This window comes from Paenibacillus gyeongsangnamensis (assembly GCF_027533625.1).
GTDB lineage: Bacteria > Bacillota > Bacilli > Paenibacillales > NBRC-103111 > Paenibacillus_G > Paenibacillus_G gyeongsangnamensis.
The window spans coordinates 154322-176784 of the sequence record NZ_JAQAGZ010000001.1; the positions used below are offsets into that span (position 1 = coordinate 154322).

Sequence of the window (22463 nt, forward strand, 5' to 3'; positions counted from 1 at the left end):
CATCATGGGAGCTTGCATGGTTGGATTGGTAAAAGAACACAGAGGCCCGGGAGCCATTTTGAAAGAAATTCCCGTTCCGACGTGCGGACCGGACGAGGTGCTTGTCCGGATCAAAGCAACGTCTCTTTGTGGAACAGACTTGCACATCTACAATTGGGACAAATGGGCGAAGAAAACGGTGGTCACCCCAATTGTGTTCGGCCATGAATTTGCCGGGATTGTTGAAGCCATCGGCGACCGGGTAACAGGAGTTCAACTCGGAGAACATGTCTCTGCCGAGGGACATATAGCTTGCGGTACTTGTAAAGCTTGCAGAACCGGCAATGCGCATGTATGTCCGCACAGTAAAAGTTTCGGGATTACGGCGCCCGGTTGCTTTGCCGAGTTCGCCATCGTGAAAGCGAGCAATATTATCCGAAATGACCCGGAACTGCCTTTTGAATTGGCGTGTCTCCAGGACCCGCTAGGAAACGCCGTTCAAGCGGTCCTGTCGGGGGAAATCGTTGGCAAATCGGTTGCCGTCATTGGCGCTGGGCCGATCGGGCTATTGTCTGTCATGGTGGCAAAGGCGTGCGGCGCAGGCACGATTTATGCCGTGGATGTGAACCCTTATCGTTTGCAAATGGCGCGTCGGTTGGGGGCCGATCTGACGATCAATGCGGCGGAAACGCGGACATCCGATGCTTTGCTATCCTTGACCGAAGGCGAAGGTATCGATGTTATATTGGAGATGTCCGGGAATCCCCAGGCCATAGCCGATGGATTTAAGTCAGCTGCAAGAGCAGGAAGAGTGTCTCTGCTTGGCATTCCGACCAAAGAGGTTACCCTGGATTTGACCGAGCAGGTTATTTTTAAAGGGTTACGAGTGGAGGGAATTACCGGCCGTAAAATGTACCAAACCTGGTATCAAATGAAGGGCTTGATTAATCAGAAGCGTATCGATCTCTCTCAGATCGTGACGCATAAATTCAATTTAACCCAATATCAGGAAGCCTTCCGATTAATGGAACAGGGGGAATGCGGAAAAATCGTCTTCATTCATTAAAGTTCCGGAGGATGAGAACATGAACTATTTGGACTATTTGGCCAAAGATCTCGAGCTGTTGAAGATGGAGGGGCGATTTCGTCCGATTACGGTATGGGAAAGCGGCTCCGACTCATGGATGAAATTAAACGGAAGAAGATTGCTTCAAATGTCCTCCAATAATTATTTGGGACTGACGAATCATCCGAAACTCAAAGAAGCGGCTATGAAGGCTATTGAAGAGTATGGGGTAGGCAGCGGTTCGGTACGTACGATTACGGGTACGTTCCATATTCACGACGAGCTGGAACGGGAGCTTGCCGAATTCAAGGGGACGGAGGCGGCTCTTGTATTTCAATCCGGATTTACGACGAACCAAGGCGTGCTCTCCAGCATACTCGGGCCCGATGATGTAGTCATTAGCGACGAGCTGAATCATGCCAGCATTATCGATGGCATCAAGCTTACCAAAGCAAGCCGGAGCATCTTCGCACATAAAGATATGGATCAATTGGAAAAGGCATTGAAGGATTCGCAAAGCCACCGTACCCGTGTAATCGCAACCGATGGCGTATTCAGTATGGATGGGGATATCGCACCGCTCCCAGACATTGTAAATTTGGCGGAAAAATACGATGCTATAGTTTATGTGGATGATGCCCATGCGAGCGGTGTTTTAGGCAAAAACGGCAAAGGATCAACGGATCACTTTTCCCTCCATGGCAGAGTACACATTCAAATCGGCACATTATCCAAGGCCATTGGCTGTGTAGGCGGTTATGCAGCCGGAGCGCAAGTATTGAAGGAGCATTTGATTCACAAGGCGAGGCCGTTTCTTTTCAGCACGTCCCCAACGCCTTCGGTTGCAGCTGCTTGCCTTGCTGCCATAAGCATTTTGCAGGAAAGCTCGGATTTGATAGCAAAGCTGTGGGACAACGCTAATGGCTTTCGTACGGAGCTAAAGCGGCTGGGTTTCGATACGGGCGCAAGTGAGACCCCCATTATTCCGATCATTATCGGAGATCCTGCTAAAACAATGCGTTTTTCCGATCGACTGCAGCAAGAGGGCGTTTTTGCCCAAGGCATCGTATATCCGACGGTTGCGATGGATAAAGGCAGAGTTCGACTGATCGTTACGGCCCGGCACACCAAGGAAGATCTTTCCTTTGCGTTGGATTGCCTGCAAAAAGTCGGCCGCGAATTTGGCCTGATATAGGGAAGGGGAGTGGACTCTGGAGAGAACATAAGCCGGACGGTGAACCGTATGAAGTGGTGAGCGACGAGGCTTTGCGCGGCTGAATCGGCGACTACTCGGGCTAGCCGCGGAGGCGCTGTACGTTATCGGCAGCGACCGTGCGAAAGAAGCGCAGCTGCACTATTTGCGGGCGGCGCGTTGGTGCCGGACGACAACGAAAGAGAGCCCGTTTTTTAGTTGATCTAATGCGTCTTTAGGAGAGGTACTAAAGTGCCTCTCTTCTTTATTTCCTGCTAAAGCGTCAATCTCGTCTTCAACAAAGAACCGCCAACTCTACGAATCTTACAAACCGTTTAACTTCGTTCCTCGCTTCTTAATAACTCACGAATTCTTTGGGCGGCATACCATCCGGTATCTATATCGCAGCGCTTGCACAAGTCCTATATGGCTTATAAGGCCGCAGATTTATCGGCTTACATCATCGCCAAGCAGATGGAAGCCGTGTGCGATAATCCGCTGCAATCAACCGAGCTCCAGGGAGTTATGCTGGTTAACACCTCTGGTGAAACCCAGTACGGGGAAGTTAAAGTTCCTGAGAACTTCTCCCTCCCTCGCCGTCAATTCGCTGCTACACATGTGAGGGATTTCTTGCCTTATGGACAAGAAGAACAGAAATATAGATCGTATGGGACAATCGAGTTGGCACCATTCTCTTGGAAAAAGATACCGCTTGCGGAATTAGAAGTTCGGCAGAATACATGTACGTCGAACAAAATTGCTGTTACGGAAGGGGTTATAGAAACGACTTATTATCGGATGACATACCAACCTGTATCGGGTTGTATTGTTCAACTGTGCTCGTTCATTTTTTATAACGATAGCACTCAGCCGATTAAGTGGCGTATGGATGGACAAAACGACGGACCGCAGTGCCGAACCTTTTGAAACCGTTACGTTACAGTTGGAAAAGGGTCAGAGCTGCACTGGAAGTTAATTTTATAGCGTGAATCAGTCCTGCAAAGTGCCTTTTATCATCAAATACCCTGGGAACATTGCCTGGCTAAACGGGCACGTGATTTTCAAATTTCTTTTGTGATTCTCCAGTATGTTCCCTAGCTCGTGCTACGTTGTTAACCGGGCGCATTCCATCTAAGCATGGTGTTCTTGATTGGATCGCAGATGGAGATATGGGCGCTGAAAACACGATCGGATGGTTAAACAAGAAAAAATCATTGGTTATTTACAGCATATGACAGGATATACCGATATCTTGGCGGAGCATGGTTGGTTAGGAATGGAAAAAAAGGACAAATCGGATTGGCCGGACCTGCGGGCAAGGACAAGCCTTCGTTTAGGTATTCGGTCCGGATTGTCGAATCCCGGTTGAACCCGATGATAAGCGGCTTCGGTGTTTATTGCAGTCAACGTTCATGAGGACCGGGGCCCCGATTCAATGTCGAGGCCTCAGGTCGTTTTACTCGCGTACACTTCAGAACGAAATTTTGCGGGCGGGATGCCTGCATGTTTGCGAAATAAACGAAAAAAATAATTGTAATCGGGGATGCCGACCTTCATACTGATTTCTTGCAGAGTAAGGTTAGTATGGCTGAGCAGAGCAACGGCCTTTTCCATGCGGATATGGTTTAAATAATGCAGCGGCGTCAGACCGGTATGCTTCTTTAAACATTTCGACAAATAATTGATCGAAAAATTCAAGTCCTGGGCCATGTCCTCGAGCCGGAATGGCTGCTCCATCGTCGTGTATAGGTAGTTTGTAATCAGATTGCATACTTGCTCCGATCGGGCTAAGGACTGGCTTCTCGCTGTTTTTTGCAGCATGGCCAGAAACTGGGCCAGATTCGCTTGTAGAGGGAGCATGTTTTCCATAATGGATTGTTCCCTTAGGGTAATCATTTCCTCAAGAATCGGTTCGTATTGCTTTACATTCAATTCAATGCTTTTCGGAATGTACATTTTTTGCTCTTGTACTTCCAGATCGTGGTAGGTCGTAAGGGGCATGACTGCATTCCATTGGATATTCTCGATCGGCAAAGTCTGCAAAGGCGCTTTATGCTGGAAATGCAAATAAAACAGCAGCGTATCTGTGGAGCAGGGCTGGTGTCCATAATGTCGTTTCCCCGGTTCCAGAATAATCATCTGATTTTCCTTAAGCTCGTAAGGGGTATCTTCTTCCGTAATATAGAAGACGCCATGGCGTACAATAATGATATCGTATAGTGGGAAAACTCTCTCAGGGTGCACATCGTTGCGCCAAAACGTCACTTTGTTTACAGTAAGCAGCTTCGGCAGCGGGGGAATCGACAGCTCGAGACAGAACATATTCGGCTCCTTTTACCTTAAAAGAGATTGGACTATGAACACAATCAGTATAGTTCATCCTGAAATAGAGAGACAAGCGGTTTGTGTGATTTTGTACTATAAATAAGTGATATTGAACATAGCTTAATGGATTAGGAACGCTTAGAATAAATGCTATAAACGGATACAATTAGCTTATAAAGCCAATTATCTCCAAAAAAATAATTTAATAGCAGTGAAAGCGAGAAGCGTTTCTGCCAAAGTTAGGGTGTTAAAACTATTTAACAAACTATATTTAAGGGCTTACACAAGCTTCGTAGAATGCAGGTGGACAAGACAAAAAAAATCAGAAGCTGTTGGTGGAATTGTTTGGAGAAGAGCTTATCTATCGAACCTGGCAAGAGACAAGACCTTGATAATGCATATAAACCAAATTTTCTCATCTTTGGGGGTCTTTTTTCATGGGTAATAAATTAAAAATGACACTGTTTGTTTCCGTTCTGCTTACGATTCCCTTGGCCGCCTGCAATAAAGACGACGCTGCCGGTCGAGTTAAATCCCAGACAGCGGCAATGCCAGTGAAGGAGACTGCTTTTGAGGAAAAGTCAGCTCCACCTAAGCCGGCCCCGAACCTGCTTGCAAGTGCAGCCAGCGTTACCGCGAATCAGAATCCGGGTGAAGTCTCAAAACTGTATGACGGTAGCACCAACGTTGGTTGGAAAACCAACACTGCCGAAAACGTTTCCGGCATCGTCAATGTTGATTTCGGCAGCGAAAAAAGCTTTGACAAATATTCGCTGATGAATCTGGTTGGTGCTGCAAGCTTCAACGTGCAGTACAGCAGCGACGGGAATCAGTGGACAGACTTGCCGGCCGAGGCCAGCGCCGCCACGAACAATATCAAGCTGTTCGACGAGGTAAAAGCAAGATATGTGAAGCTTACGGTTCATGGAACTGCTTCAAAAATGCCGGTAGCTTTAGGGGAATTCTCATTAGAAATGATTAAAGATATAGAAGCGGAAAAGAAAAATATCGAGCGTATTTTAGATCCCGAAAAATATAAACTGCTGGATTTGCAATATAGCTTACGGAACGATATCGTGCTGCTCGCTGGCAGCTCCAGAGCTTTGGTGAATGGCCGGATCGTTACAATTGATCCCACGAACGTCAGTGTCAAGCCTGTTACAAAAAACGGCAGTACGTTTGTGCCCGTTCGTTTTATAGCGGAAGCGCTCGGGGCTAATGTGGGTTGGAACGAAAGTACGGGTGTAGTCGAGATAAAAACCGCAAAGAAACAAACAACGTTGAAATTGAATGAGAAAACTATCGTTGAAAACGGCAAAAGCAGCAAGATGGATGCTTCCGTTCAAATCATCGAAGGTACTGTAATGGTGCCGTTAAAAGCGGTATCAGTCACCTTCGGCAAGCAGATCTACACGGAAAAAAGAGGGCTAATCATGATAGGCGATCAAGTGGAAAATCGGTATGACGAAGCAAAGGACGCAGAGAAAATTACGGATGTGACAAATATGATTGTGTTGGAACGGCCGACACCCAAGAAAATCATGGCGGATTTCACGGCTAACAATCCCGCGATGGTACATCCGAGATTATTTAAGACAAAGGATGAGCTTGAAAAGATCTTAGCGCTAAAGGATACCGATAAGTTTTACGCCGAATCGCTTAAAGGCGTGATGGGCGGTGCGAATGCCAAGCTTACAGCCGATATCCCCCTTGATGGCAACCCGCAGTTTTACAGGAACATAACACAGATGACGGCAGCCTATGTCTTTACAAAGGATGAAAGATATGCAAATAGATTATGGGACATTCTGGAGAAAAAAGCAAATCAGATAGCGTGGGGAAAAGAATCTCTGGAATTGTCCTATACCGCCAAGGCTTTCGCCGTTGCCTACGACTGGATGTACGATTATTGGTCGGATGAACAGAAACAAATCTTAAGTACGGCAATCAGGGAAAAATGCCTAAAGCTATACCTCGATGCCTATAACGGCAGGCCTTCTTCGCTGGCTAACGGTGTAACGGGAGAAAACAATATCAATACGACGGGCAATTCTGCGGCGATGATGGGGGCACTCGCGATTTATGAGACAGATCCTGCGTTTGCGGCAGATGTGATTGCACATGCGCTTCGGAAGGTTGAGAAATCGATTGTTCAGGTTCAGCCGGAAGGCGCATGGGGGGAAGGGCCTTACTATTGGTATTACACAGTGAATTCAGCGATTCAGTTCATGTCGGTATTAGACAGTGCCCTCGGTACCAACTATGGCTTCTCCGATATGCCAGGAATGTCCCAAACAGGATATTTTATTATTTATTCCAACGGTCCAAAAGGCAAATTTAACTTCCATGACGGGACGGAAGATAAGAGCTTTACAACCTATGCGGAACTATTGTGGTTGGCGCATAAGAACAAAGACGCAGCTCTAGGAGGTATGCGTAAGCGTGTGATCATGCAGACAGGGGGCGGGACTTTTGAGGATTTGATTTGGTACGACCCTGAATATGCCGATGTGAATGTGAATCTGCCGCCCGATAGAGTATTTGCAAGGACAGAATCAGGCGGTTTTAATAGCGCTTGGAATGACCCGAATTCAATGTACTTAGGCTTTAAAGGCGGCCATAACACGGAAACGCATGGCGACCTGAATATTGGAACCTTTGTTTTGGATGCAGGAGGCGAACGATGGGTAAGCCAGTTAGGTTTGGACGATTACAACTTGCCGGGATACTGGTCTTACGGACCGGGCGGGAAACGTTATAAGTATTATCGCAAAAGAGCGGAAGGGAATAATACACTAATCGTCAATCCGGGACCGGGCGAGGATATGAATCCTAATGCTTTTGCAAAAATAGAGCGATTCGAATCTTCAAAAGGGACTGCTTTCAGCATCATAGACACCACGCAGGCTTATAAAGGAGTATCCGGCTCAAAACGTGGTTTTATGATGACCTGCGATCGATCAAGGGCAATCATTCAGGATGAGGTGCACTTGAACAACAACGGAGAAATGTGGTGGTTTGCGCATACAAAAGCGAAAATAACGATCTCGAATGACGGTAGAAGCGCAATATTGAAGATGAACGGGAAACGTATGGCCGTTTATTTGAGCGGAGGGAAAGGCTTAACCTTTATGCAGATGCCGGCAGCGCCTTTGCCCACATCGCCTAATCCGGAAATGCAGAATAAAAACGAAGGTTTCGTAAAATTAGCTATTCATGGACAAGCGCAGAAAGACTACGAGTTTGCCGTATCGTTTGCATTGTTAAACAATGGCGAGCAGTCTGGCGGAAAAAACGACACGTTTGTACCGCTTAAAGAGTGGATCATAAAGTAGCAAAGGCAGGCTGTTAGTGATTACAAAAATAATAAAAAAGGGAGTGCTTCAATTGAGATTACAAAGCAAAGCATGGACACGGGTTGGAATGATCGGGATGTCGTTAGTCGTATTAACGGCATGCGGTAAGGACGTGAGCAAGAACGAGGCTCAACCAAATGCAGCAGATCAGAAGGCAGACCTGGTTATCTTTGATGTGGGGGCAGCTGGAGAGGAGAGCTTTAATGCCGCTTGGGGCGATGAAATACGCAAAAAATTTCCTAATTACAGCATTAAATACATTAAACGGGATACAAAAGAAAACAGTTTGCCGAGTATCATCACCGCAGGAGGCCAAATTGACATTGTTCTTTCAAGTATCGGCTTATTTCCCGGTTATGTTATCCAGCCTACCGAAGGCCAGATGGATATGACGGACTTGGCGAAGAAGCATAATCTGGATTTAAACCGTTTCGAGCCGGAGAGCATCAGCCCTATTAAGTCGCTTGGCGGCTTATATGGTATTCCTATTAACTATCGGAGCTCGTGCTTTACTATAACAAAGATATTTTCGATAAATTCGGTGTACCTTACCCTAAGGATGGTTCCACCTGGGATGATATATTCAATAAGGCCAAGCAATTGAGCCGGGTGGATAACGGACAATCGTATATCGGATTTAGCTATTCCAATTTCCATTTCAACCGTTTGTTACCGTTATCGCTCCCCTTTATCAAAGATGATAAATTCGGGATGAACACGGAGGAGTGGAAGCGCTTTTTTGAAAAGTATATGATCTCTCCTTTAAAGGGGCTTTCCGAAGAAGACATGAAGACGACGAATCTCCCGGATCAGGCCGGATTATTTATAAATAGACGTATCGCGATGTATGTTCACCTTGACGGCATGGGAGCTAGTCTGTCCAAGTCCAATGTGAACTGGGATGAAATTGCGCTTCCGACCTTTACGGAAAAACCGGATGTCGGATCTCAATTGTATCCCACCTATGCTTCCATCTTTAAAACAAGCAATTACAAAGATCAGGCTATGGAGGTCATCAAATTTATGACTTCCGAAGAGCAGCAAATACGGCAGACCAAAAATGGAAGTGTTTCGCCTCTGACCTCCAAGACGGTGAAGGACGCATTTGAATCTCCCTATAAAGATAAAAATATAAAGAATGCTTTGTTCTTCAATAAACCGGCACCTAGCTCAAAACTGTCTTTGTACGATCAACAAGCGCTGAATGCTATATCCAAACGTCTTCCGGATATGATCAGCGGTAAAATAGATGTAAATACAGCTCTCAGAGAAGCAGAAGAAGAAGCGAACAAGCAAATTGACAGCATGACGAAAAAATAAGGAGCGATGGAATGATGGCAGTTAAAATTGAAGAGGCGGTAAGAGTGACGCCTTCTGCGCGTCAGCTTTCCTGGCAGCAACTGGAGTTCTATGGTTTTATCCATTTCGGTATCAACACGTTTACAGGCAGGCAGTGGGGCTTCGGCAACGAAGACCCTGCCTTGTTCAATCCAACTGAATTTGATGCGTCTCAGTGGGTCAATGTATGCCGATCTGCCGGGATGACCGGCATCATCCTGACGTGCAAGCATCACGACGGATTTTGCCTTTGGCCTTCCAGCTATACGAATCATTCCGTCAAATCCAGCCCCTGGAAGAACGGGCAAGGGGACATGGTCCGCGAGGTGGCGGATGCTTGTCGCGCTCAAGGATTGAAGTTTGGCGTCTATTTGTCTCCATGGGATCGTCATGAACCAAGTTATGGGGACAGTCCCGCCTATAATGCGTATTTTCAGAACCAGCTGAGGGAGCTTCTTACGAACTATGGAGAGATCTTTTGCGTATGGTTCGACGGAGCATGCGGCGAAGGCAAGAATGGGAAGAGACAGCAGTATGATTGGGATGCTTATTATTCCCTTATTCGCGAGCTGCAGCCGAACGCCGTCATATCGATTTGTGGTCCTGACGTACGCTGGTGCGGCAATGAAGCCGGGCATATGCGGGTATCGGAGTGGAGCGTCGTGCCCGCTGTGATGAAAGATAACGAGAAAATTCAAGCGAACTCGCAAAAGGTTGATGACGACGCGTTTTCAAAACGGATCGACACGAGGGAAGAGGATCTGGGAAGCCGGGAAGTTCTTGCCCGAGTGGACGAAGTGGTCTGGTATCCGTCGGAGGTGGATACGTCCATCCGGCCGAAATGGTTTTATGATGCGGCCGACGATGATCAGGTAAAAACGGTCGATCAATTGATTGAGCTTTATGAGAAAATCGTCGGCGGCAATGCGTGCTTCCTTCTGAATCTCCCTCCGGATCGGCGAGGTCTGATCCATGAGAACGACGCTTGGAATATGGCTGAACTGGGACAAAAGCTTCGCAGCACGTATGGAACGAACTTGGCTGCGGGGGCGAGCGTACGGGCTTCCCAAAGCGGAACGGGAGACGGAGATGCATCCTGCGTCCTGGATGGCCGATCCGTTACGTTCTGGTCCCCTTCGGAAAAATTCGAGCCAGCCATACTTGAGTTTGATCTTGGCAGCGTCACGCTTTTCGATCGCATTGTGCTACAGGAGTACATCCGGTCCGGACAACGGATCGAACGCTTCCAATTGGAATGTAAAGAAAGGGACAAGGAGGTATGGAAGCCGCTATATGACGGGACGGTAATCGGCTATAAGAAAATATGCCGATTGCATGCAACCGGCGCAAGATATATCCGGCTTCGGATTGCCGAATCCCGGTTGAACCCGATGATCAGCGGCTTCGGTGTTTATTGCAGTCAACGTTCGTAAACGATTGTAAACGTTAGCCGTTTACAGTTGATCCCTTTGAATGAACATTGGTAAAAATATTTTAATTTCGGTAAATTCATGGAGGAATGGAATTATGAGTAAAATCATGTTATTTGAAAACATGCTTCCTGCACCTAGAAACGGCGGTTTTAGGATGGATGGCTATTGGGTTTGGTGCGGTTCTGTTATACAAGGTGAGGATAACAGATACCATATGTTTGCATCAAGATGGACCAAAGACCTGCCTATGCACCCAGGCTGGCTTGTTGCATCGGAGATTGTACGAGCTGTATCGGATACCCCCGAGGGACCTTACCGATTTGAAGAAGTTGTTTTGCCTTCCAGAGGAGCGGAATACTGGGACGGAAGAAGCACCCATAATCCGCAGATTGTCAAGCATCAGGATACGTATATCCTATACTATATGGGCTCAACCCACCCATTTAAGGATGTATCACCAGATGAACAATTTGATCTTAATGATCCAAGGTGTATCGTGGCCCGATCAAATAAGCGGATAGGAATTGCCACTTCAAAGAGCGTTTTTGGACCTTGGGAGAGACTTGACAGCCCTATATTGCATCCAAGACCTAGCAAGTTTGACAACTTTTTCACCTCCAATCCTGCACCATATATACATGAAGATGGCTCGGTGTTGCTTATATACAAGACTAGGACTTATAAGTCAAGGCCGTATCCGACTTTTTTGCATGGGGAAACCATGACCTTCGGAGTTGCACGTGCGAGTCATTATATGGGTCCTTATACTGCTTTATCGGATAAGACCATTTTCCCCGCAGAAAAATTTTGTTTGGAGGATCCGTTCATTTATCAAGTACCTGGCGGATATGAAATGATTGCCAAGGATATGAAAGGCAATATTTGCGGCGAGTATCATGGGGGGATCTTCGCTAGGTCGGCAGATGGTGTGAACTGGGAAGCTTTTGAAGGGCAAAAAGCATATTCGCGCACGATCAAGTGGGATGACGGAACGGAGCAGGTGATGGGAAGCCTGGAAAGGCCATTTATCTTATTTCAGGATCTTAAGCCGACCCATATGTTTTTTGCGACAGCAGACGGTCCCGGTGAATTTACAAACGCATCAAATACATGGAACATGGTTATACCTTTGAAACAGGATTAATTTTAGATAAAAACAGAAGCACAGGAAGAAGCGACGAAGGAGGAGAGATATGAATAATTATATAAATGCTGAGCTAATACCTGAGTCCTATTGGAGCAGCGCCTTGGAATGCAGCGAATGTGTTCATAAACTAAGCAAGAACACAGCCGATTTGAATTTTAAAAAAAGTCAAGCTTTAAAATATTTACGCAGGCAAATTGCGCGCACCCCTTTTCGCGCTAATACCTATATGGGTTATCGTGAGCACGACCATTATATAGCACAGCTCAAGGAAGATGGTCGCTTTGCGGATTTGAGTGATTCCTTTGAAGATATCTTTGCTGCCATCATGCGGCTGACTGCGATTTCGGAAGCATTCCATTGGTCCCGTGAAAAACCGCTGAATGATGAACATTTGAAATGCAGGATTTTTAAAGGCATTACTTATTATTGTCAATTGGAAGCTGACAGGACGGGGTTCTTTGTTAACGGAAGAGCAGCTGAAAGAAATGAACGATCTTCTGGGTAAAAAAGATATCCAGAGGATGGACGGCTATCCTTCAGGTTATTACAAAGGGGTACGCTACTTCTGGAACAATGACGATTTAATCAAGAAAACCAATAAGCTGTATTTTTACGTAAACATGGCTTCAAATCGTTGCGGCGGTGTAGAATTCGCTCATACGATGGCGGATAAGCTTAACTTATTTACAGCGGACGGTTCCTATGTCATAGCCCGAGACGGCGATGAATGGGCAAAAAGCAAAGGGGCCTGGGAAATAACCTCCTTGCCCGGAATAACAGCGCGCCACGTAAAGACGGCAATGCTTGTGCCCGAGACGAACTGGTCTGGTTATAACAGTATTCATCCTTATGCGGGGGGCGTTGCCCGGGGTGAGAATGGTGCGGCAGCCTTTATATTTGAGAAGGATGATGAGAGGAAACCGGACGGGGGCGGTGTTAAACATCTTCAATCGAATAAAGAGATTTTTGGTCTAAAAGCATATAAGAGCTATTTTATCATGGAAGATACGATTGTCTGCCTTGGCGCGGGGATATCGGATCAGCAGCCGGATTTGGGCAGCGAGATCCGGACTACGATTAATCAGACGAAGTGGGCTACGGATATCTTATATCATAAGTCTGGGAAATCTACCACCGAGACTTTCAGGACGGACAATAAATATGTACACGAAACATTGAAAGGGTGCGAGTCCGGCAACGATATTCCGTGGGTAAAGCAGAATGGGATTCTGTATGCGATATTTCCGGAACTACCTCCGGGGAGATCGTCATGTTGGCGGAGGAAAGGAAGACGCATTGGGAATTGTTGAACTTTACAAATCGTGAAGCGGATAATGAATATTTAAAAATTTTTCAGTTATGGGTGAATCATGGATCGTCGCCTGTTGAAAGCAAGTATTCGTATTTAATGTACGTCGGTGATCAACAACCGCAAACGTATCTGGACTCAAATCCTGTTAACATCATATCCAACACGACTAGACTGCAGGCTTTAGCAAATAATGATAATAGCATAATTCAGGCCGTGTTCTATGATCATGAGGCTGTTTGCATAACGGATACGTTGAATATGAAGGTTTCTAAACCTGCTGTAGTCATGCTGGAACAACAACGAGAAGAGCTGTTTGTAACAGTAAGCGATCCTTACCAAGACGCAAATTTGGAAGAAATCATCGTTTATTTAACCATACCGGTTAAGGGTGAAGGCACTGCCATTGAAAATGAATGGTATGCGGTTCCAATAAAACTGCCAGGAACACCTGAGATTGGCAAGCCAAAAACAGTCGTTTTGAAATTCAGGGAGGCTTACGCCTGTCGCAGATGGAGGAGAAGCGGGAGCTTCTATATCCGCAAACCAACGGTTGGGTACATCTTGGGGTGATCGCGCTGCGTATTTGCGACCTCTCGGCAACAGAGTATTTAGAGAAAGATAAAGAATTGCTCCTGTTCGCCATTAGTAATATTGCTTCCGAGACGTTTTCGGAATCGTTCAGCTTGACTCCCGTTGTGAAAGGCGAGTTTCAGATTACGGTCATCGGTACGACCCTGCGCGATAACGATGAGATCAAGAATAGCTGGTATGAGCTTGCCGAACGATTGCAATTCTTGGTGCTTAGCTACTTGCGTTTATCCACCCAGATCGGAATCAGCGGCGTGTACACTTCCGTAGGACAGCTTGAAAAAGCGGTAAACGAGGCCAAGGAAGCGATGTTCTTCAATGAAGGCTACGAACAGGAATCCATCGTTTTTTATGAGGATGCGCGGTTGGAACAAGAGGGAGCACGCGTATTCCGGTATCCGAATCAACGAGCATCCGATGGAACAGCAGACACGAATGTTGTTCTTGTGCCGGCTGCTCGCGCAGTTGATCAAGCATCCCCAGGATGCTGGCATGTCTTCAGGGCAGCTCTCGGACCATCGCCTCATCAAGCGAATGCAGGAGCTGACAAACCGCGGAGAGATGGAACGCTGGTTCCAGCTCCATATATTACAGCCGGTCATGGATTGGATGGATCAAATTCGCAGCCAGAAGTCGAAGTCTATCTCGCAAGCAATACTGCAATATATCGAGAGTGAGTACGATACAGATTTAACACTTGAGAGCATCGCGTCGCAACTGCACTACCACCACAAATATTTGAGCAAGGTGTCCCATCTGGAAACAGGTGTGACCTTTAGCGATTATTTGACGCGCTATCGCATCATGAGTGCAAAGAAGCTGCTGCTCGAGACCGATCTTCTCGTGGGTGAGATTGCGGAGCGTATGCAGTTTGGGAACTCATCGAATTTCATTCGCGCCTTTAAGCGTGAAGAAGGAATGACCCCGAAGCAATACAGGGATCAGTTTACGTAGCAAGGATACAACATTATCTTTTGAACAGCTCGTTCAGAACAGGGGTTTCTTGAGAAAGAAGTTGATATTTATGAAAGCGCTTTATCCGTTTATGAGTAAGGGATAACATATTTGCGAAACTTGAAGGTAACGCGCATTAGTAATATCTTAGCAGTTGCACTCCCAAGGAATGCGGCTCCCAACCTACTTTCGGGGATGATCTCGGATATGAAAAGACAAAAGCGCAAAAAATGGATCGTATTTGGAATCCTTTGTTTTATCTTTATTGCTACGTTTCTGGCCGCCGTCTTAAAGGCGCCCCGTTCTCAAGATAGCTCTGACATCGCTTTGATTAATGGGGAGCCTATCAATGAACGAGAATTTCAAATGGTGCTGCAGGAACAGAAGGCAGGAGTCCTGCAATATTTTCATGATACTTACCATATTACGGTAAATGGGCAATCTTGGACAACTCCCATTAACGGGGAAATCCCGATCGATGTGGCTAAAACAAGAGCGATGAAAGCAATGATTGGCATCAAAATGCAACAAATTCTGATGAAAACCGAAGGGATTACAGACAACATTAGCTACAGTCATTTTTTGAGCCAGTTGGAGAAAGAGAATGCGAGAAGAAAGGCGACCGTCGCTGCAGGCAAGCCGATTTACGGACCGCAGGTATTTGACGCTTCGACATATTATCCCTATTTGTTTTCCAATCAGGTGATTGCCCTTAAACAAAAACTGGTTGCAAAAGAATGGCACGCATCCGACGAGCAGCTGCAGGATTATTACAATTCGGTGAAAGAAAAAGCATTCAGGATAGCAGATAATGTTAGCGTTCAACAGCTTACGATCGACTACGGGGGGAACTCCGCGGAAAACTTTGGGGATAAAGCAGAGGACTTGAAGTCCGCACTAAGCAAGCTGGAGCAGGACCCAACGAACGGTGATAAGATGGACCGGGCGGAGGCCTATGCGAAGAAGGTTGGATGGAGTGTAAAGCAGGATGAAGAAGTCTACACTGTTCAGGACATGAGGGGCCTTTCGGAGGAAAATTATGGTTTGGCGGAAGCGGTTTCCACATTGAAACCGGGTAAGATCAGCCAACCCATTTTCTTCGGCACGGCCGCACACATTATTAAGGTGTTGGATCGCAAAGCCATGGGATACCAGAATTTTAACGAAGTCAAAGACAATGTACGCCAGAGATACGTCGACACGCAGTATGCCGGTTTGGTGGATCAGTTGTCTGGACAAGCGAAGGTGGTGCTGAACCGTAAGCTTTACGACCGTTTACAAATGCAATAAGAGAATATTCACCACTACGGGGATAGGCCGCATTTCAGTACAGCGTTCGATTGGGCGTCTTACCCAAAGAACCGAAAGTGATGAAGATGCGGGACCAATATGGTTGCCTGAGGCTAATGGACCTAAAACTTCAAGAGTAAAGGGGACTAAGTTAAGGGGGGGGTTGATATGTAATTATCTGAATTGGGTTCCAATGAGCAAACATACTACTCCAGGGGCTGCGATACGGCCTAAAACTTCAAAAGTAAAAGGGCCAACGGAGTTAAGGGGGGTGGAAATGTAATTATTCTGAATTGAGCTCCAATGAGAAAATATACTACTCCAGGGGATGCGATACAGCACGGCTTATGATGAATTAAGCATAAAACTAAGGTATGGAAAAAAGGAGGCTAAGCAAATTATGAAAAGGATTAGAATCGTTTGGTGTGTCTTGGCTGCGTTGGTGTTGGTACTGGGATTGTTGCCGGCCCAGGTGCCGTTTCTTTCCTCTCTGAAGGTACAAGCAGCAGGGACGACTTATTATGTGGATTCCGTTGGTGGAAGCGACAGCAATAACGGGACAAGTTCCAGCACCCCGTGGCAAACGTTGACTAAAGTGAACAGTAATACCTTCGTTGCAGGGGATAAAATTTTATTCAAAGCGGGCTCGTCTTGGACCGGGCAATTAGCGCCACAAGGATCGGGGAACAGCGTAAGCCCGATCATCATCGACATGTACGGTTCGGGGAATAAACCGATCATAAATAGCGACGGGACGGTAACGGCTACGCTGTACTTACACAACCAGCAGTACTGGGAAATCAATAATTTGGAAATCACCAATTTGACCAATGGAACAACCATGGCGCGACGTGGCATCAATGTGACTGCACAAGATGCGGGAACAGTCAATCACATTTACGTTCAAAATACGTATGTGCACGATGTGAATGGCGACTTGTCAACCACAGCTATTGCTAAAACTTCGGGGGGCATTTTCTTTGAAGTGACGGGCAGTACGGTTCAAACCTATTTCAACGACATCCAGATATCAAACAATACGATTAAAAATATTGACGGGGTAGGAATTGAAACCAAATCGTCGAGTTCGAAAGCAACTGGAGTTCTAGTTCAAAACAATTATTTGGAAAAATGCGCTAAAGACGGAATGATAATAAGGGAAACCCAAAATGCGCTTGTCCAATATAATACTATCAATAATTCTGCTACAAAGCTGAATGGCGCCGGTGCTTGGCCATGGAATTCGGATAATACCGTCTTTCAATTCAATGAAGCCTATAATACCGTATTAGTAAGTGGCGGATTTGACGGCGCTGGTTTCGATGCCGATTATAATTGCAACGGAACGGTGTTTCAATATAATTATTCGCATGATAATCAGGGTGCCGCTTTCGAAATTATGAGAAAATACAATAAAGATGTAACGATCCGGTACAATATCTCGCAAAACGATGCAGCTTTTTTAAACTACGGATTTCCAGATACGAATGTAACCAATGCGCAAGTCTACAATAATGTTTTTTATACAAAATCAGGCATCAACCCTAAAATCATTGTTTCGAATTCTGCCATTGCCACTACATTCAGCAACAATATCTTTGACGTACAAGGAACGGCGTCTTGGGGCTCAGGGATTGGCAGCACATCCTCTTTAACCAATAATATATTCTATGGCGGCATTACACCAAAAGGGACGAATTACTTGACGTCAGACCCGCTATTTGTGAATCCGGGCAACGGCAGCACAGGTATTCATACAGTAGATGGATATCAATTGCGAACGGGATCGCCCGCTCTGAGCAGCGGCGTACTCATATCTAATAACGGCGGACAGGATTATTGGGGGAATTCGGTTTCGTCTAGTACTGCGCCAAACATTGGAGCTTATAACGGTGCTGGGCGTTAGTTTTATCATCAACAAGACAGCACTGGAGACAAAGGCAGCGATAATACTTTCTCAGCCGGACGGAGTGAACGGGCGGTTACGTTAAGCTAAACGCTACGGACAAACTATCGGGTGTAGTGAAAGACGGAGTATTGTCTGAATAGCGGATTCACTTGGCAGCAGAGAAAGCCGAATTTTGCGCGGGAGGGATTCCTTTCTCCCTCCCGACTATCTTTAAAATACAAATGGAACCAATTGAAAAAAAGGTTTTGGGGTCTGGTTACATCGGATCGCGTTCATATCGTCAAAACTGGATTTTTATATTCTTATTAAAAGCATAATTCGAGCGAATAGTGTGTCTTTACTCGGCGGTCCGGAACGGCGGATGCCTGTTTGTCCGAAAGCAGGCAGCTATCAGATATTCGTATGCCGCCTTTCCTGACGGTACGCTTGCGGACTCTGTCCTGCGGCTTTACGGAAAGCGCGGCTGAACTCGCTAAGCTCGCCATAGCCTACTAGCTGCGAGATTTCGCCGACGGGCCAAGAGGTCTGAACCAGCAGCTCTTTGGCGAGCCGGATCCGGTAGTTCCGCAAATACTGGGCGGGCGGTTGACCGAGAGCCATCCGGAACAAATGGCTGAAATGGCTCGGACTCAAATAGACATGGGCGGCCAGCTTCTCAAGCGGGATTGTTTCCTGTACATGCTCCTGCATATAAGTGCAGGCTTTTACAATACGGGGATCGATGACAGGCGGCTGATCCGGCATTTGCGGCAGCAGCAGCGACAATAATTGCGCAAACCATTGATGCAAGGCTCCTTGAACGCGGAGCAGCGCAAGTGAAACGGTCAGGTCCGGCGCCATCCCCCTGTTTTCATCGGCGGTATGGTGTTCATTCCGTTCATACAGTGCGACAAATTGCTCGAACAAGCCGACCGATTCCATCCAGAGGGCGGAAAGCCCATTGAACTCAGCGCCGTCGGAGACGGCTGTCATCTTCGGGAACGGATATAACTCATGGAAATCGAACGGTCCCAGCTTCACAGTACAGCTGAGCGCTAAGTAACGAACGCTAGAGTCGGCTTCCGACGGATGGAGCTGATAAGGAACGCCGGGTGGGAACACAACTAGGTCACCCTTGTGGATCATGTGACGTTCTTCCTCGATTTGAATGGTACGAGTGCCGTCCAGTACGAGCCAGAAGACCGGGAATGGACTGGTGACAGGACCGAAGCTGAAATCATGCGGCTTATCCATATGCCGAATCCATCTGGGCTGGAGACTAAATTCGAGTCTTTGTGCATGAGGATGCAGGATAAACATCGGCGGGCCGCTCCTTCGCCTTCATCGTAAGAATTGTCAAATCTATCGTCAATTTTGCCATGGGATCGAAATGATGTAAATAGTATTCTTAAAATGGAGATGAGAGATATCAGGCATGCAACGTTGAAAACGTTTGCGAATACGGGGGGATTTCCATTTTAAAGCGTAAGCGTAATTGGAAAAAAGCATTACACGTCTTTCTAGTTCTTGGTTTATTGACCGCCTGCAGCCAAGGAGCCGGTCAAACAGAAGCACCGGCTAAGGCTGATCCGAGTAAACAAAATGGGATCAATACGGAAGCAGCTGAAATCGTTGTATACAATGTGTCCAATGCCAGTGCAAACCTTGAATGGTATAATGCCACAGATTTCGGCAAAGAAATCAAAGCCAAATTTCCGAATGTGAAAATCAACTTTATCGCTACGGGCAAAGGTATGACCCCGCAGGATCTCGTCGTTTCCGGTCAGCAGATCGATTTGATCATCAGCTCCATCTTTTCTTTTCCGTTGTTAGCTGAGACGAACCTGCTGTATGATATGTCCGAGCTGATTAAGAAAAACAACTATGACATCAACCGGCTGGAACCGTATGCTGTCGAATACCAAAAGCAGTTCGGCAGCGGAGGGATTTATGGGTTTCCGATCAGCAATGCCCCGGTCGCTTTATTCTACAACAAAGATATATTCGATAAGTTCGGAGTGGCTTATCCGAAGGACGGCATGACATGGGACGAAGCTTACGAATTAGCCAGAAAATTAACCCGGATGGATAACGGCACCTCTTACTACGGCTTTTCTACACGCTATCCGTTTATGTACAACGTGAACCAATTATCGCTTTCTTACTACGATCCGAAGGCTCAAAAGGTGCTCGTAAGCGACGATAAGTTCAGACTGTTTATGGAAAACTTCACACGATTTGCGAGTATTCCCGGAAATGAGAAGGCGACGACCGATATGTTCAGTAAAGAAAAAAATGTCGCTATGATGGCGTATCAGTTCGGCAAATGGGATTTTGACAGCTGGGATATGGTAAGCCTTCCTTACTTCAAGGAGGCGCCTGGCATTGGACCGCAGGTCTATCCAACATACATGAATATTTCCAGCACGAGCAAGCATAAAGAGCTCGCGTTTGAAATTTTGAAGGCACTAACTACGGATGACTACCAGATGCGCATTTCCAAAGCCGGGACACTGCCAAGTGTGCGCAATCCGGAAATCATTAAGGCTTTTGGTGAAGCAGGGGACCCTGCCAACGGGAAAAATTATAAAGGTAAAAACGTTGGGGCGTTCTTTCCTGCAAAACGCGCTAATGCATCGTTCGTCACCAAATATGACGACATTGTCGCAAAGCGAATAAACACAGCCTTCACCGATATTGCGGCGGGCAAGAAAGACAGTAATACTGCGCTCAGGGAAGTGCAGGAGGCCTCAACGGCTGAGATCCAATCGGTGAAAAAATAATGGTTACTTATCTTCAGAGCGGGAGGCACAATGAGATGAGCAATGCGGAGCAATGGCTGGCGCGAATGACGCTGAAGCAAAAATTGGGACAAATGATTTGCGTGCGAGCAGGAGGCTATGATAAGGAGGTTCTGGAAGGACTGAGAAGAGGAGAGGTTGGCTCGATCGGTTCAGTTTTTTTCAAAAAGTCTTTGACAGGACTACATTCCCTTGTCGATAAAGTGAACGAATATATGGAGGCCGCTGCTGTGCCGCTGCTTCTGTTTTCCGATGGCGAGCAAGGGATTAGGCGGCATATGCAAGCGGGCACAACGTTCCCGTCCATGATGGCGCTTGGAGCGACGTTTTCACGGAACTGGCTTACCGGATGGGGTGGGCGATCGGTCGGGAGGCTCGAGCAGTAGGCTTCGGCATGATTAGCAATCCGGTTCTGGATGTGAACTCCAATCCGGATAATCCGATTATTAATACGCGCGCGATAAGCGATAAGGTGGAGCATATTATCGAGCTCGGTGAAGCGTACGTCCGTGGGATGCAGGACGCGCAGGTCATTCCGAACGGCAAGCATTATCCAGGACACGGGGACACGCACATCGACTCGCACATCTCCATGCCGAAGGTGGAGCGTTCTCTCGAGCAGTTGATGGAAACGGAGCTGCGCCCGTTTCGAGAGCTGATCGCCAAAGGTATGATGGGGATTATGACTGCGCATATATTGTATCCTGCCCTTATGGAGGAGGGGGAAGAGCCGGTGCCGGCGACGCTTTCCCGAACGATTATTACGAAGCTGCTGCGGGAGAAGCTCGGCTTCCAGGGGCTGATTGTGTCGGACAGTCTGACGATGAAGTCGGTCAAGGACGAATACGGCATTGAGCGGGCAGCGGTCATGGCAGTTCAGGCTGGCAACGACATCATTCTTCAAGATTATCAATCCAATCCGGAGATCACGGTCCGAGCGCTGCTCCAGGCTGTAGAGTCGGGGGAACTGTCAATGGAGCATATCGACGAATCCGTTAGGCGCATTCTGAAGGTAAAGGAAAAGTTCGACCTTTTGGACAATCGTAAAATTGACCTTCAGCACGTGCAGGCGATTCTAGCGTCGGAGGAGCATCGTGATATTGCCCAGGAAATTGCTGACCATTCCGTCACCGTGCTTGAGGGCGAGTCCGTGCCTTTGCCCCCATCGCTCAAGAGGAAGGTGCTCGTTGTGGCGACACGCAGTGCGGACGAAGGGCGCGAAGTCGAGGATATGGGCATCCGCATTGCGAGCAAGGCGGCTTATTTGCTTGATCGCTGCGTGCCGCACTGCGGTCAGGCGGATTTGTGCGTCGTTGGCGAGGAACCGGATCAGGATGATGTTGACCGCGTATCGGCCGCATTAGGTGAAGGCCATTATGACCATGTCATATTCGGTACATTCGTCCGCGTAATAAGCTACAAGGATGGAAGCGGCACGATATCGCAGCGCCAGAGCGAATTGATCGGACGAATAAAGCAGTACGATCCCGGTATGACCTTTCTTATTTTTGGCAGTCCTTACATCTTACGAAAGACAGAAGGCGTATTCGCCAACTGCGTGTGCGTATACAATGATTGCAACTCTTCGATTGATTCGGCTGTCAAAGTGTTGTTCGGCGAGCTGAAAGCCTCTGGCAAGCTTCCTGTGAACGTAAATGATAAATACGTTTACGGATACGGTCTGTAGAGGGGAGGATTCAATTGGCAGGTCCGGCCTCGGATCACGATTATCGTATTCCGAGGCCGCTGCTGTAAACTTCGATTGAATCGAACTAAATATTAAATAAGTTTGGG

17 protein-coding genes and 1 pseudogene are annotated in these 22463 nt (G+C 47.0%); 16 read left to right on the forward strand and 2 right to left on the reverse strand.

All coding sequences use genetic code 11. The features are described 5' to 3' along the window. Positions 1-4 precede the first annotated feature (4 nt). The 3 genes from tdh (at position 5) to O9H85_RS00670 (ending at position 3164) form a co-directional block, all read left to right on the forward strand. Positions 5-1045: an L-threonine 3-dehydrogenase gene (gene tdh / locus O9H85_RS00660; RefSeq protein WP_269879342.1), complete on the forward strand. Its 1041-nt coding sequence runs from the start codon at positions 5-7 to the stop codon at positions 1043-1045. Between the two features lie 19 nt (positions 1046-1064). Next, a complete protein-coding gene (locus O9H85_RS00665; RefSeq protein ID WP_269879343.1) occupies positions 1065-2240 on the forward strand; it encodes a glycine C-acetyltransferase in 1176 nt (391 codons plus the stop codon). 423 nt (positions 2241-2663) lie between these two features. Next, the gene (locus tag O9H85_RS00670; RefSeq protein ID WP_269879344.1) at positions 2664-3164 is read left to right on the forward strand and encodes a hypothetical protein; all 501 of its coding nucleotides are present in this window, start codon (positions 2664-2666) and stop codon (positions 3162-3164) included. Positions 3165-3683: 519 nt separating this feature from the next. Here O9H85_RS00670 and O9H85_RS00675 read toward each other — a convergent pair. Continuing rightward, complete coding sequence (locus O9H85_RS00675) at positions 3684-4559, reverse strand: helix-turn-helix transcriptional regulator (RefSeq protein WP_269879345.1); 876 nt, start codon at positions 4557-4559, stop codon at positions 3684-3686. Between the two features lie 440 nt (positions 4560-4999). On the opposite strand from O9H85_RS00675, the gene O9H85_RS00680 reads away from it, so the two are divergent. The 11 genes from O9H85_RS00680 to O9H85_RS00730 all read left to right on the forward strand — a co-directional run bounded on the left by O9H85_RS00680 (position 5000) and on the right by O9H85_RS00730 (position 17886). Beyond that, positions 5000-7897 carry a stalk domain-containing protein gene (locus O9H85_RS00680; protein ID WP_269879346.1) on the forward strand — a complete coding sequence of 966 codons (2898 nt, stop codon included), beginning with the start codon at positions 5000-5002 and terminating at the stop codon, positions 7895-7897. A 52-nt stretch (positions 7898-7949) separates the two neighbouring features. Next, positions 7950-8522 (forward strand): hypothetical protein, encoded by a 573-nt coding sequence (locus tag O9H85_RS00685; RefSeq protein WP_269879347.1) that lies wholly within the window; start codon positions 7950-7952, stop codon positions 8520-8522. Continuing rightward, positions 8423-9238 (forward strand): extracellular solute-binding protein, encoded by an 816-nt coding sequence (locus tag O9H85_RS00690; RefSeq protein WP_269879348.1) that lies wholly within the window; start codon positions 8423-8425, stop codon positions 9236-9238. Before O9H85_RS00685 ends, O9H85_RS00690 begins: the two co-directional genes overlap by 100 nt. An 11-nt stretch (positions 9239-9249) precedes the next feature. Next, the gene (locus O9H85_RS00695) at positions 9250-10689 is read left to right on the forward strand and encodes an alpha-L-fucosidase (RefSeq protein ID WP_333474127.1); all 1440 of its coding nucleotides are present in this window, start codon (positions 9250-9252) and stop codon (positions 10687-10689) included. Between the two features lie 94 nt (positions 10690-10783). Then, a complete protein-coding gene (locus O9H85_RS00700; protein WP_269879349.1) occupies positions 10784-11833 on the forward strand; it encodes a glycoside hydrolase family protein in 1050 nt (349 codons plus the stop codon). 49 nt (positions 11834-11882) lie between these two features. Further along, positions 11883-12341, forward strand: coding sequence for a hypothetical protein (locus tag O9H85_RS00705; RefSeq protein WP_269879350.1), 459 nt, complete (start codon positions 11883-11885; stop codon positions 12339-12341). Continuing rightward, positions 12322-13146 carry a polysaccharide lyase family 8 super-sandwich domain-containing protein gene (locus O9H85_RS00710; protein WP_269879351.1) on the forward strand — a complete coding sequence of 275 codons (825 nt, stop codon included), beginning with the start codon at positions 12322-12324 and terminating at the stop codon, positions 13144-13146. The genes O9H85_RS00705 and O9H85_RS00710 overlap by 20 nt, the downstream gene beginning before the upstream one ends. Further along, positions 13107-13718, forward strand: coding sequence for a polysaccharide lyase beta-sandwich domain-containing protein (locus tag O9H85_RS00715; RefSeq protein WP_269879352.1), 612 nt, complete (start codon positions 13107-13109; stop codon positions 13716-13718). The genes O9H85_RS00710 and O9H85_RS00715 overlap by 40 nt, the downstream gene beginning before the upstream one ends. 336 nt (positions 13719-14054) lie before the next feature. Next, on the forward strand, positions 14055-14690 hold the full coding sequence (locus tag O9H85_RS00720) for an AraC family transcriptional regulator (protein ID WP_269879353.1): 636 nt from the start codon (positions 14055-14057) through the stop codon (positions 14688-14690). 207 nt (positions 14691-14897) lie between these two features. Then, entirely contained in the window at positions 14898-15980 is a 1083-nt protein-coding gene (locus O9H85_RS00725) for a peptidylprolyl isomerase (RefSeq protein WP_269879354.1), read from the forward strand. Positions 15981-16380: 400 nt separating this feature from the next. Further along, on the forward strand, positions 16381-17886 hold the full coding sequence (locus O9H85_RS00730) for a right-handed parallel beta-helix repeat-containing protein (RefSeq protein WP_269879355.1): 1506 nt from the start codon (positions 16381-16383) through the stop codon (positions 17884-17886). 393 nt (positions 17887-18279) lie between these two features. On the opposite strand, the gene O9H85_RS00735 is transcribed toward O9H85_RS00730, so the two are convergent. Further along, a complete protein-coding gene (locus O9H85_RS00735; RefSeq protein ID WP_269879356.1) occupies positions 18280-19122 on the reverse strand; it encodes an AraC family transcriptional regulator in 843 nt (280 codons plus the stop codon). Between the two features lie 389 nt (positions 19123-19511). Between O9H85_RS00735 and O9H85_RS00740 the strand changes: the two genes are divergently transcribed. Together O9H85_RS00740 and O9H85_RS00745 are read left to right on the forward strand one after the other, a co-directional pair. Beyond that, on the forward strand, positions 19512-20651 hold the full coding sequence (locus O9H85_RS00740) for an extracellular solute-binding protein (protein WP_269879357.1): 1140 nt from the start codon (positions 19512-19514) through the stop codon (positions 20649-20651). A 92-nt stretch (positions 20652-20743) separates the two neighbouring features. After that, a pseudogene (locus O9H85_RS00745) lies at positions 20744-22356 on the forward strand (glycoside hydrolase family 3 protein). Positions 22357-22463: the final 107 nt, after the last annotated feature.